Genomic DNA, 14472 nt, shown 5'->3' on the forward strand with positions numbered 1-14472 from the left:
GTGGAAAATAATAAGTTTCTCAAGATATATTCGTTTCTGGCATTTTTATTCTTATCAATAAATTTGTCTGCACAGGAAAATCCGCAGCAAGGGTTTTCGATTAAGAAAGATTACAAGGTAACTGATCCAACCTATTACGAAGCCTACTACGATATCAAAACCGGGATGTACTACGTGTATCCTAAGATCGGAAACACGGTAGTCGGTCAGCCTACTGCGATGTCGCCGGAAGACTATAAAGAATTTATGCTTGCTCAGCAGGCAAAAGCATATTACAAAGATAAATCTGAACGTTACAATCTACTTTTCAGAAGAGATACTTCAGAGGCTCAGAGAAAAGGGTTGATTCCTTCATTGACGATCAATAACAGACTTTTTGAAACCATTTTCGGGAGTAATAAAATTGAGATTATTCCTTCAGGATACGCATCTTTTGATTTAGCGGGTTTATATCAGAAAATTGATAATCCTTTGATTCTACCTCAAAACAGAACAAGTTTTACCTTTGATATCGACCAGAGAATTCAATTGGGTTTGATTGGAAAAGTTGGAGAGAACCTACAGTTGAAAGCCAATTACGACACACAGAGCGGCTTTGCATTTGAGAACAGAATGAATTTGGTTTGGCAGGCAAAAGGAAGCTGGAAAGATCTTCAGACAAAAGGTTTGGGTGATGTGAATAAACCGAGTGCCGGTGGTGAAGATAAAATTATAAAAAGAGTTGAATTCGGTAATGTAAATATGCCGCTTTCAACCAGTTTGATACGAGGCTCAGAATCATTATTCGGGGTAAAAACAGAATTTCAATTAGGAAAAACTTTCGGAACTGTCGTTCTTTCTCAACAGCAGGGTGAGGCAAGAAATATCGTTGTACAGGGTGGTGGCGTGATGAATACATTTAAAGTAAATGCCATCGATTACGAAGACAATCAGCATTACTTTATCGGGCATTATTTCCTTAATAATTATGACAATGCATTGCTGAATTATCCCCAGATCAACTCAAGAATCAACATTAGCAGAATGGAAGTCTGGGTTCTGGATCAAGGAAATTCTAATCTTGCGTATCAGAAAAGTATTGTTGGTATACGAGATTTGGGAGACGGAGTTTCCGGTACACCAGATAACTCACAAAACGGTATTTATACAGCCGTTACCGGCTTGGGTACAGGTCTGCGTGATGTGAATTCTGCTTATAATACAATCAACGGACAGGTTCTTCCCAATTCTACGGGTGGTACCGAAACATATGCAGACGGTGAACAGTTTATTTACAACAGAAAAGCAAGAAGATTAGCCAACAATGAGTTCACTTTTCATCCACAGTTAGGATATATTTCATTAAATCAACGATTAAATGACAATCAGCTTTTAGCAGTTTCTTATTCTTATACAGTCAACGGAACCAACCAGGTTTATAAAGTCGGAGAATTTTCTGAGGAAAGTCCTGTCTTAGTAACCAAAGTTTTGAAACCCAATACAACCGTAAAGACCACATCACCGATGTGGAAATTGATGATGAAGAACATCTATGCATTAGATGCAGGTCAGATTGATCAGGATGGTTTTATCTTAAATATTTATTACAGAGACGCACAGACAGGGGGTAAAGTAAACTATCTTCCAAACACGCCTGTTCAGGATACCAATTTATTGAAATTATTAAACTGGGATCGTCTGAATGTACATGGCGATTTACAAAGTAACAATGGCGTTTTAGGTGACGGAGTTTTCGATTTTGTACCCGGAATTACCATCCGTCCCGAATTAGGAAAATTAATATATACCAAGGTAGAACCTTTCGGAAGTTACATGGCGGGTCTTGTAGGAAATAATCCGCAGTATGTTTTCAGCGATTTATATTCTCAACAAAAACAAGTGGCTACATCCAGCAATCTTGCTCAGAGATACACCATGGAAGGTCGTTACAAAGGAGCACAGGGACAAGGTATTTCTTTAGGCGCAGTAAACGTGCCTCAAGGTTCTGTAAAAGTTGCTGCAAACGGAGTACAGCTGACTGAAGGGGTAGACTACACCGTAGATTATATGCTTGGAACTGTAACTATTATTAACGAAAACGTAAAACAATCAGGTCAGGCAATTAATATCTCACTAGAAAATCAATTGACATTCAATACTCAGAGAAAAAGATTTTTGGGTGTTAATTTAGAAAGAAGAGTGAGCGAAAACTTTATTTTTGGCGGTACTGTGGTTAATTATTCTGAATCTCCGCTTACCCAAAAAGTAAATTACGGTCAGGAAGCCGTTAACAATACAATGGCAGGATTGAACCTGATGTACAACAATCAGCTTCCATTCCTGACGAGATTGACAGATAAAATCCCGGGTATCAATACAGAGGCGCCATCCAATTTAAATTTCAAAATGGAAGGAGCTTACCTGCTTCCGGGCATCAATAAAGGAACCAACGATCAGTCGTATGTCGATGATTTTGAACAGACGACTTCAAAAATTTCATTAAAAGAACCTGCGGCATGGAGTTTAGCTTCGAAACCTGAAAAAAACCAGAGTAATCCTGTTTTTGCCGGAGCCGGAGTTAACGATAATGTAACAAATGGTTATGGCAGAGGTTTGCTTTCATGGTACAATATTGACCCGAGATTTTGGGGAGTAGGAGGCAGAGCCCCTGCAGGAATTACGGCACAATCGGTTTCCAATCACGCATCCAGAAGAGTTCAGTTTTCAGAAATTTTCAACAACAGAGATTTTGTGGCGGGTGAGCAGACGTTTACCAATACTTTTGATATTTCATATTATCCTTTAGAAAAAGGTCCTTATAACGTCAATCCAAATGACGAAACTCCTCAGCAGAGATGGGCGGGAATCATGAGACCGATTCAGGTGTCCAACTTTATCAATTCAAATATTGAGTACGTTGAATTCTGGATGATGGATCCTTATGCTGACGGAAACAATTTAGGTACAGACCCTAGACTTTTGTTGCAATTAGGAAACGTAAGCGAAGATATTCTGAAAGACGGATTAATGCAGTACGAAAACGGATTGCCAACACCGGCACAAACTTCGTCAACTTCCAACTCAAACTGGGGAACCCAACCCAATCAGCCACCTATTCTTTATGCATTTTCGAGTGAAGGCGATGATCGTTTAGCTCAGGATGCAGGATATGACGGTTTACGCTCTGATCAGGAAGGTTTAAAATTCCCGACCAGTACATTTGTGAATCCGGTTCTTAATCTTACGGATCCTGCAGTTGATGATTTCATCTTTTATATGTCTGAAAGATTTACGGGAAGTCAGGCGGCATCAATTGTTCAGAGATACAAATATTTCAGAGGTCCGGACGGAAATTCTCAAAGTAATTCTTTGGAAGTAGCTTCCCAAACTCCGGATGCAGAAGATATCAACAGAGATTACAACTTAGATCAAAGCGAAAATTATAACGAATATGTCATTAAGCTTGATCCGGCAAGTTTAACTTTAGGTCAGAATAATATTGTTGACGTAAAAACGGTTAATGCAACTTTCCAGAATGGTCAGACAGATGATGTGAAATGGTATTTATTCAGAGTCCCGGTTTCTAAATATGCTGAACCAGATGCAGGCGGTGATAAAGAACAATCCATACTTAATAATGTAAGATTTGCCAGATTATTAATGACAGGATTTGAGCAGACGTCAACTTTAAGATTTGGTACAATAGATTTAGTGAGATCAGACTGGAGAAGATATCCTAAAAATATTGCAAAATTTATAAATACAGCAGCTGTTCCCCCAGTTCCTGAAACGCCAGATCCGGCGACAGATGAAGGAACTATAAACGATTTAAACATTGATGATTTTGAAGTTGGAAGTGTAAACATTGAAGAAAATGCATTGAATCTGCCACCTTACGTATTGCCTCCGGGAATTGACAGACAGGTACTAAGCGGAAATGCAGGTGCGCAAAGACAGAATGAAGCTTCTTTATATTTAAAAGCAACTTCACTTCCAGCTAATGAAGCAAAAGGGGTTTTTAAGAATATGACTTTAGATATGAGAAGATATAAAAAGCTAAAACTTTTTGTACATGCTCAAGATCCCACTAATAGTGATCTAAATATTGGAAGAATAGATGAGAAAACAAAATTCTTTATCCGTTTCGGAAGTGATGCAACAGATAATTATTATGAATATGAATCTTCATTAAAACTTACTCCGAGATCGGCGACCGCTCCTATGGATATTTGGCCTTTCGAAAATGAAGTTGATTTTGATATTCAGAATTTTGTAGATGCCAAGTTGAGAAGAGATAAAAACTCTCCAACTGAGATTATTAAGAGATCAGAAGATTCAGAATTTGGAGGAGGAGATACCTTCAAAAAAATCTATATCAAAGGTCGCCCAAGCTTAGGAAATGTGACTACCATAATGGTTGGTATTAGAAATGCAGGTGAAAGAATTGGTGGTACTATGGACAGAATTCTTTGGGTTAATGAAATCCGTCTTTCAGAAATTGAAAATGACGGTGGATATGCCGGAAACGCAAGTTTAAATTTCAACCTTGGTGATTTTGCTGTCGTTAATGCAAGTGGTTCTTATACTTCGGTAGGTTTCGGTAATATAGATTCTAAACCTGCCGAGAGAAATCAATCGACACAATCAGCCTTTAGTATCAATACACAGGTGAATGTAGATAAATTTTTACCTGAAAAAACGGGAGTGAAAATTCCGGTAAATTATTCGTATTCGCAAACCATCGAAGATCCAAAATATAATCCTTTGGATACCGATGTAGAATTTAGCAAAGCGGTCAACAGGGAAGAACTGAAAAAAGTGGCAAGAACATATACACAACAAAGAAGTTTAGGTGTCGTGAATATGCGTAAAGAGCGTGTGAAAGAAAACAGCAAACCAAGATTCTATGATGTAGAAAACCTTTCACTTACCGCAGTGTACAATGACGACTATTATAGAGATATCTACACCAAAAAGAATTACAGACAGTATTTCAGAGGTTTCTTAGATTACAATTACACATTCAAACCTTGGGTGATTAAGCCTTTCAATAAAATGATCAGCGACACTGCCAAGTCCACAAAGTATTTAAGATGGATCAAAGAATTTAATTTTAATCCGGTTCCTACAAGATTGTCGTTCAGAACAGAATTAGACAGGAATTACAACGAGCTTGAATTCAGAAACATTGATGCAATCTTAAGCGGAAACCTTGGAGACGATTTTGCGGCAATCAAAAACAGAAACTTCTATTTCGGATGGCAGTATGGTTTAGGATTTAATTTTACCAAATCTTTAAAACTGGAAATCAACTCGCTTACGAGAACATTAAATGATAATGTGGATGTCAACACGATGGATAATTCTTCCATTTTCGGAAATATGTTCAGAGCAGGACGACCTGTATTGTACAACCACAGAGTGCAGCTAAATTATAAATTGCCTTTCCAGCTGATTCCGTATTTAGATTTTATTGATGCAGAATTACAGTATGGGTTTACGTATAACTGGAATGCGAGATCAACGGTGTTAAGTGGATTTACCAATCCTGAAACTAGAAATGTAGAAAGCTTAGGTTCTATCGGTCAGAATACCAATATTATTCAGGCTACAGCAACGGCTGATATTCCGAAGTTTTTTGGTCAGTTCGGATATTTCAAAAGAATGTCTACCACTCTCCAGAAACGTAAGCAGGAAATGGATTCTTTAAACAACGCCTATACTCAGGCTTGGGACAAAAAAAGATATAAATTTAAAAGCTATAAGTTTAAAAATAAGTTGTCGATTTTACAGAGTGCAGCATTTGTATTGACTTCATTTAAACAACTAGACGTTAATTATTCTGAAAACAACGGTACTGTTCTTCCGGGATTATTATCTGCGCCGAACGGTTACGGTTACGGGCAAACTGCAGGTGGTCCTACGATTGGATTCCTTTTAGGATCTCAGGCAGACATCAGACGTACGGTTATCGAAAATGGTTGGGTAAGTGATTCTGACTTTATGATCGATCCTTATGTAAAGATGTCAACAAGAGAGTTGAGGGCAAACTTACAAATGATGCCGGTTAACGATTTCAGGATAGACTTCAATGTTTTACAAACATACAACAGAAACTTCTCACAAACCGGTTTCAACTTCCGGGACAGTGATGGTTTCTCTAACCCGAATCTTACTTTTGCCAGTGATATGGTGAGTTACTCAAACTCAGTTATTATTACCAGTACAGCTTTCCAAACCGGGCAGGCTGTTTACGAATCGATCAGGCAAAATGCAAGATTGATCTCGCAACAGTTAGGAACAAATCCTGGTGCAGATGGTTTCACCGATGGTTACAGTATCGCCAATGCTTATGTTTTGATTCCTGCGTTCCGTGCAGCAGTAGAAGGTAAAAGTCCGGAAAGAATGGGTGATGCTAAAAAATCAGGTCTTCCTATACCAAACTGGAGAATTATCTATTCAGGGTTAAAAAATATTCCGATAATCAGCGGTCAGTTTACCAAATTTGATATTCTGCACAGCTATAATGCAACCTACACGGCAACCGGTATACAGTCGAGTATTGATCATTTTAATAGTCTGAGTCAACCTCCTTCGGAAAGATTTGATATAAATGGTGATGTCATCAATCCATATACATTTTCACAGGTAGGTTATGTGGAAGCTTTCGCACCGCTTATCGGAATCGATGTGACGATGAGAAACAATATGCAGTTCGGTTTACAGTATAACAGAATGAGAACTTTATTGTTAGGATTAGTGAATCATACTTTAACAGAAGATTCGAACACAGAATATGTTGTCAGATTAGGCTATATCGTAAGAAACTTTAGATTAGGAAACATGGGTAATCCAAGAGGCGGAAGAGCAAAAGGAAGTGATCTTAACATTAGAGGAGATATTTCTCTTCGAGACAGCCGTACAAGCATCATGAATATTTTACTGAATGATTCGCAGGTTACTGGTGGTCAGAGATTAATGAATATCAAGCTTTCTGCTGATTACAACGTTTCAGAAAACTTAAACTTAAGGTTATTCTATGAGCAGATGACTTCAAAATATAAGATTTCAACAGCATTCCCGTTATCAACCATCAGAGCTGGTATTTCAGCGACATTTACTTTTGGTGATTCCGGAGGATTCTAGAATAATATAATGACAATCCCTTTCTGAATCAGAGAGGGATTTTTTATTAAATATGAAATAATTAACCAGATTTTACGGTGTATTAAATAATCATTTATTTTTCTTTGAGCATATCTCTATTTTGAATAAATTTGTCAGTATTAAATAAAAAATTAAAATGAACACACCATCAGAATTAAAGTACACTAAAGATCACGAATGGGTAAAGATTGAAGGTAATGTCGCTACCATTGGTATTACAGACTTTGCACAGGGAGAGCTGGGAGATATTGTTTACGTAGATGTAGATACAGTAGATGATGACATCAATGGCGGAGACGTTTTCGGAAGTGTAGAAGCTGTAAAAACAGTTTCAGATTTGTTCTTGCCGATTTCGGGAAAAGTGATCGAGTTCAACGCAGCTTTAGAAGATCAGCCGGAGTTACTTAATACAGAACCTTACGGAAACGGTTGGATTATCAAATTAGAAATTGCTGAAGGTGCGGATCAGTCAGAATTACTTTCTGCCGAAGAATACCAAGCAATCATTGGATAAGATTTCAAACATATTTATAAAGATACTGCCCATTTACTGGGCATTTCTTACCTATATGCTCCTTCGTCCCGGCGAAGAAAACCACGAATATTTCTTTATGTTCGATGGGATCGATAAAGTTTTGCATTTGGGAATATTTTCAATGCTTGGTTTTTCATTCATGGCAGCTTTCCCGAGAATCAGGTTCTCTTATTTCTTTCAAATTATCCTTATATATGCATTCCTCACAGAAATCCTGCAGGAAGAGATGCATCTCGGCAGATCTATGGAAAGTTTAGACATTGTAGCAGATACTATTGGCTGCCTCGTTGGATACTATATATATAAGGTACTTATCAAACGTTATTTTTAGAATAGTTCTCATATTTCTTCCTATTTTATATTATTCACTTTTCTTAAATAATGTTGTTTTGGTAATAATTAGTTTATTTAAGTTGCGTTTTGTGAATTTTTCTTCCGGTTAAGATTTTTGAGTTCTTGTATAATATATACCGGTTGAATGGTTTTCATTCCAAAGAGCTAAAAATTTTAGCATAATTTTGATAATAAAATATAAGCTCCTTTAGGACGGATTAAGAATAATCACAACCCTATACTATAATAATATATAAGGTTTCTCTCCGATGTTGATTCCGCCTTCTCCAAAAACCCTTTTTAAAGCCTTTTAACTCATCAATCCCAGATAGCTTTTAAAAAAACAGTTCCATTTACTTTTATATTTTCTTCAACCGATCCAAGTCCCACGCCTCGTTTCTCCTACGCTCCATATAACGACCGCATCACACGCCCTTGTTCTTAAAAATTTTTCTCTCACATTTTCAGTATTTTAGGTTTAAATATGAATTAAAGATCAACATTATGTTAACTTCTTTTGGTTGGATGGGTTAAAGTTTCTATCTTTGCCCCACTGAAAACGAGAGTATGTCAGTAGCGCAGGAGAGCTTTAGGGCTGTAGTTTATATTACTTTAGGAGAGAGGAAAACTTTTCAATTATTAATAAATTTTTAGCGATAAAAATTTGTGAGGATGAAAAAGATTTGTATCTTTGCAATCCCAATACGGGGAGCGCAGGAGTAGTAGATTGAATGTTTAGAAAGAGGGTGTTTAGGGTTACTTAAAAAACTTTAAAATTTCTTCAAAAAACATTTGGTCAGGACAAAATAAATTATTACTTTTGCACACGCAAATACGGCAACGCCCAACGACAGAAAAGGGTAGCTGAGGAAGCGTAAGAGAAGAGATCATTGAAACATAGATATAACAACCAAGTAAGGAAAAGACTAAAGCGTCAATAACTTTGAGTGAGTCAGACAAACATACAATGGAGAGTTTGATCCTGGCTCAGGATGAACGCTAGCGGGAGGCCTAACACATGCAAGCCGAGCGGTAGAAGTCCTTCGGGACTTTGAGAGCGGCGCACGGGTGCGGAACACGTGTGCAACCTGCCTTTATCTGGGGGATAGCCTTTCGAAAGGAAGATTAATACCCCATAATATATTAACTGGCATCAGTTGATATTGAAAACTCCGGTGGATAGAGATGGGCACGCGCAAGATTAGATAGTTGGTGAGGTAACGGCTCACCAAGTCAATGATCTTTAGGGGGCCTGAGAGGGTGATCCCCCACACTGGTACTGAGACACGGACCAGACTCCTACGGGAGGCAGCAGTGAGGAATATTGGACAATGGGTGAGAGCCTGATCCAGCCATCCCGCGTGAAGGACTAAGGCCCTATGGGTTGTAAACTTCTTTTATACTGGGATAAACCTACTTACGTGTAAGTAGCTGAAGGTACAGTATGAATAAGCACCGGCTAACTCCGTGCCAGCAGCCGCGGTAATACGGAGGGTGCAAGCGTTATCCGGATTTATTGGGTTTAAAGGGTCCGTAGGCGGACTCGTAAGTCAGTGGTGAAATCTCATAGCTTAACTATGAAACTGCCATTGATACTGCGGGTCTTGAGTAAGGTAGAGGTAGCTGGAATAAGTAGTGTAGCGGTGAAATGCATAGATATTACTTAGAACACCAATTGCGAAGGCAGGTTACCATGTCTTAACTGACGCTGATGGACGAAAGCGTGGGGAGCGAACAGGATTAGATACCCTGGTAGTCCACGCCGTAAACGATGCTAACTCGTTTTTGGGTTTTCGGATTCAGAGACTAAGCGAAAGTGATAAGTTAGCCACCTGGGGAGTACGATCGCAAGATTGAAACTCAAAGGAATTGACGGGGGCCGCACAAGCGGTGGATTATGTGGTTTAATTCGATGATACGCGAGGAACCTTACCAAGGCTTAAATGGGAATTGACAGGTTTAGAAATAGACTTTTCTTCGGACAATTTTCAAGGTGCTGCATGGTTGTCGTCAGCTCGTGCCGTGAGGTGTTAGGTTAAGTCCTGCAACGAGCGCAACCCCTGTCACTAGTTGCTAGCATTAAGTTGAGGACTCTAGTGAGACTGCCTACGCAAGTAGAGAGGAAGGTGGGGATGACGTCAAATCATCACGGCCCTTACGCCTTGGGCCACACACGTAATACAATGGCCGGTACAGAGGGCAGCTACACAGCGATGTGATGCAAATCTCGAAAGCCGGTCTCAGTTCGGATTGGAGTCTGCAACTCGACTCTATGAAGCTGGAATCGCTAGTAATCGCGCATCAGCCATGGCGCGGTGAATACGTTCCCGGGCCTTGTACACACCGCCCGTCAAGCCATGGAAGTCTGGGGTACCTGAAGTCGGTGACCGTAACAGGAGCTGCCTAGGGTAAAACAGGTAACTAGGGCTAAGTCGTAACAAGGTAGCCGTACCGGAAGGTGCGGCTGGAACATCTCATTTTAGAGCGTCATTAGACGATAAACAAAAAAAGATACTTAAATGTATCATGTACTTACTTAAAGAAAGACGTTTTAGTTTTTTACTCGGTTGCTTATATTATAAAAATACAAAACCCACTAGAAATTAGTATCAGAGGGAGAGATTTAGAAAATAGAGGTTAGAAAATTAGAAGTTAGAGATTAGTCTAACATCTAGTGTCTAAAATCTAACATCTAAACAAAGTCTCGTAGCTCAGCTGGTTAGAGCGCTACACTGATAATGTAGAGGTCGGCAGTTCGAGCCTGCCCGAGACTACTAATTGTAAAAGACGGGAAGACATCAGATATGAGACGTGAGACATTTAGGTCTAGAGTCTGTAATCTGACATCTGAAGTCTACTAGAGGGGGAATTAGCTCAGCTGGCTAGAGCGCCTGCCTTGCACGCAGGAGGTCAAGGGTTCGACTCCCTTATTCTCCACAGTTTTGTGAGTTTGATTTAAAAGTAAGATGGATAGAGCCAAAACAAATATCCATTTATCAGACGAGCAGAAAGAATTAAGATCATTGACATTAACGGTAAAAATATCACAAAGAGAAAACCGAGCGCAATTAAGCGTTTGAGTTTACAAAATAGTTTAATAGCAATATTAGACAAAAATACTGAACTAATTAATAATTAGGAAAGAAATCGTTAAGGGCGTATGGCGGATGCCTAGGCTTTCAGAGGCGAAGAAGGACGCGGTAAGCTGCGAAAAGCTGCGGGGATCGGCACACACGAATTGATCCGCAGATGTCCGAATGGGGCAACCCGTCTGGTTGAAGACCAGTCACTCCGCAAGGAGAGCAAACCCGGAGAACTGAAACATCTAAGTACCCGGAGGAAAAGAAATCGAAGAGATTCCGTAAGTAGTGGCGAGCGAACGCGGATTAGCCCAAAAGTCTTTATATGTTTAAAAGAATGTTCTGGAAAGAACAGCCATAGAGGGTGATAGCCCCGTATTTGAAAGGCATACATAGATGATAAATGAGTAGGGCGGGACACGTGAAATCCTGTCTGAATATGGGGGGGCCGATCCTCCAAGGCTAAATACTCCTGAAAGACCGATAGTGAACAAGTACTGTGAAGGAAAGGTGAAAAGCACTTCGAATAGAAGGGTGAAATAGAACCTGAAACCGTACGCCTACAAGCGGTCGGAGCCCACAAGTTGGGTGACGGCGTGCCTTTTGCATAATGAGCCTACGAGTTAATTTTACTAGCGAGGTTAAGGACTTCAGGTCCGGAGCCGGAGCGAAAGCGAGTCTGAATAGGGCGTATAGTTAGTAGGATTAGACGCGAAACCTTGTGATCTACCCATGGGCAGGTTGAAGCTTTGGTAACACAAAGTGGAGGGCCAGAACCGGTTGACGTTGAAAAGTCTTCGGATGACCTGTGGGTAGGGGTGAAAGGCCAATCAAACTGGGAGATAGCTCGTACTCCCCGAAATGCATTTAGGTGCAGCGTCGTGTATAAGTTTATTAGAGGTAGAGCTACTGATTGGATGCGGGGGAGTCAAATCCTACCAATTCCTGACAAACTCCGAATGCTAATAAATGTTCCACGGCAGTGAGGGCGCGGGTGCTAAGGTCCGTGTCCGAGAGGGAAAGAACCCAGACCAACAGCTAAGGTCCCCAAATCTCTATTAAGTTGAAGCAACGCGGTTGGACTGCATTGACAGCTAGGATGTTGGCTTGGAAGCAGCCATTCATTTAAAGAGTGCGTAACAGCTCACTAGTCGAGCGGTCCGGCATGGATAATAATCGGGCATAAATAGAGTACCGAAGCTATGGATTTACAACCTCGGGTTGTATCTGGTAGGGGAGCATTCTGTTTGCACAGAAGCAGTAGCGTGAGCTATTGTGGAGCGTACAGAAAAGAAAATGTAGGCATAAGTAACGATAAAGCGGGCGAGAAACCCGCTCACCGAAAGACTAAGGTTTCCTCAGCCATGCTAATCAGCTGAGGGTTAGTCGGGACCTAACGCGAACCCGAAAGGGGTAGTGGATGGACAATGGGTTAATATTCCCATACTTGCTCACACTAAAAAGGGGACGGAGTGCCGTACTTACTGGAGACTGACGGAATAGTCAAGACCTAGCCTTCGGGCGAAGTTGCTGTAAGGAAAGTGCTTCCAAGAAAAGCCGAAGTGAAGCAACCCGTACCAAAACCGACACAGGTAGTCGAGGAGAGAATCCTAAGGTGCTAGAGTGAATCATGGTTAAGGAACTAGGCAAAATAGTCTCGTAACTTCGGAAGAAGAGACGCCAACAGCAATGTTGGCCGCAGTGAAGAGGCCCAGGCGACTGTTTATCAAAAACACAGGACTCTGCTAAATCGAAAGATGCTGTATAGGGTCTGACACCTGCCCGGTGCTGGAAGGTTAAGGAAGGGCGTTAGCAGCAATGCGAAGCGTTTGACTGAAGCCCCAGTAAACGGCGGCCGTAACTATAACGGTCCTAAGGTAGCGAAATTCCTTGTCGGGTAAGTTCCGACCTGCACGAATGGTGTAACGATCTGGGCACTGTCTCAACCATGAGCTCTGTGAAATTGTAGTCTCGGTGAAGATGCCGAGTACCCGCAATGGGACGAAAAGACCCTGTGAACCTTTACTATAACTTCGTATTGACTTTGAGTAAGTAATGTGTAGGATAGGTGGGAGACTTTGAAGCAGGCACGCTAGTGTTTGTGGAGTCAACGTTGAAATACCACCCTTTACTTACTTGGAGCCTAACTTCTTTTAGAAGGACATTGCGTGGTGGGTAGTTTGACTGGGGTGGTCGCCTCCAAAAGAGTAACGGAGGCTTTCAAAGGTACCCTCAGCACGCTTGGTAACCGTGCGTAGAGTGTAATGGCATAAGGGTGCTTGACTGTGAGACCTACAAGTCGATCAGGTGCGAAAGCAGGACATAGTGATCCGGTGGTTCCGTATGGAAGGGCCATCGCTCATAGGATAAAAGGTACTCCGGGGATAACAGGCTAGTCTCCCCCAAGAGCTCACATCGACGGGGAGGTTCGGCACCTCGATGTCGGCTCGTCACATCCTGGGGCTGGAGAAGGCTCCAAGGGTTGGGCTGTTCGCCCATTAAAGTGGCACGCGAGCTGGGTTCAGAACGTCGTGAGACAGTTCGGTCTCTATCTATTGCGGGCGTTAGATGTTTGAGAGGGCTTGATTCTAGTACGAGAGGACCGAATTGAACAAACCTCTGGTGTATCAGTTGTTCCGCCAGGAGCACCGCTGAGTAGCTACGTTTGGAAGAGATAAGCACTGAAAGCATATAAGTGCGAAACTCGCCTCAAGATGAGACATCTTTTAAGGGTCGTTGGAGATGACGACGTTGATAGGCTACAGGTGTAAAGTTGGTAACAGCATAGCCGAGTAGTACTAATTACCCGTAGATTTATAGCCTAATTGGCATCGCTTAATTGCGCAATCAAGGTTCTCTCTTTGTGAATATTCTTATCGCTTAAAACAGATGTCAGAAATAAGACATCAGATAACAGACTAAAAAAGTCTGAAATCTGAAATCTATCCTCTGATATCTTATATACAACCTTTAGGGTGGTTTTAGCGGTGGGGCTCACCTGTTCCCATTCCGAACACAGAAGTTAAGCCCACCAGCGCCGATGGTACTGCGAAAGCGGGAGAGTAGGTCGCCGCCAGTTTTTTTTTAAAGCTCCTCAATCGAAAGATTGAGGAGCTTTTTTTATGCAATACATTCAACAAAACACTCCTAAAAAAAGACTCCTACTGAAAAGTAGAAGTCTTTTTTGTTATAACAAGTAATCAATTACTAATAACAATCAACCCAAAAAAGTCCTGTACTCAATAGTAGGGGAGTTTTTTTATTGCTAGTATTTGGTTATAAAGTCTTTTTTTATCCGAAAGAAAGTAAAAACCGGTTTACGGAAATAGATCCAGGAAAACTTTAAAGTGAAAAAACATACTTATACTTATGCAAAAA

Annotated in this window: 3 protein-coding genes, 2 tRNA genes and 3 rRNA genes; all 8 read left to right on the plus strand. The window is 40.8% G+C overall.

Annotated elements, in window-relative coordinates:
• The 8 genes from sov (at window position 1) to rrf (ending at window position 14173) form a co-directional block, all read left to right on the plus strand.
• Window positions 1–7125: a T9SS outer membrane translocon Sov/SprA gene (gene sov / locus ACZZZA_RS07650; RefSeq protein WP_463430606.1), complete on the plus strand. Its 7125-nt coding sequence runs from the start codon at window positions 1–3 to the stop codon at window positions 7123–7125.
• 157 nt (window positions 7126–7282) lie between these two features.
• Entirely contained in the window at window positions 7283–7660 is a 378-nt protein-coding gene (gene gcvH / locus ACZZZA_RS07655; protein ID WP_463430608.1) for a glycine cleavage system protein GcvH, read from the plus strand.
• On the plus strand, window positions 7653–8012 hold the full coding sequence (locus ACZZZA_RS07660) for a VanZ family protein (RefSeq protein ID WP_463430610.1): 360 nt from the start codon (window positions 7653–7655) through the stop codon (window positions 8010–8012). Before gcvH ends, ACZZZA_RS07660 begins: the two co-directional genes overlap by 8 nt.
• 966 nt (window positions 8013–8978) lie before the next feature.
• Window positions 8979–10494 (plus strand): 16S ribosomal RNA (locus tag ACZZZA_RS07665).
• Between the two features lie 220 nt (window positions 10495–10714).
• Window positions 10715–10788 (plus strand) — tRNA-Ile (locus ACZZZA_RS07670).
• Between the two features lie 89 nt (window positions 10789–10877).
• A tRNA-Ala gene (locus ACZZZA_RS07675) sits at window positions 10878–10951 on the plus strand.
• Between the two features lie 203 nt (window positions 10952–11154).
• Window positions 11155–13916, plus strand: a 23S ribosomal RNA gene (locus ACZZZA_RS07680).
• A 149-nt stretch (window positions 13917–14065) separates the two neighbouring features.
• Window positions 14066–14173, plus strand: a 5S ribosomal RNA gene (gene rrf / locus ACZZZA_RS07685).
• Together the 16S, 23S and 5S rRNA genes with 2 tRNA genes alongside form the textbook arrangement of a ribosomal RNA operon.
• Window positions 14174–14472: the final 299 nt, after the last annotated feature.

The sequence above is a fragment of the Chryseobacterium sp. AC405b genome, from assembly GCF_979258685.1.

Excerpts from the sequence above, each read along its gene's own strand:
- gcvH (WP_463430608.1), top strand. The coding sequence starts at position 7,283 with ATGAACACACCATCAGAATTAAAGTACACTAAAGATCACGAATGGGTA.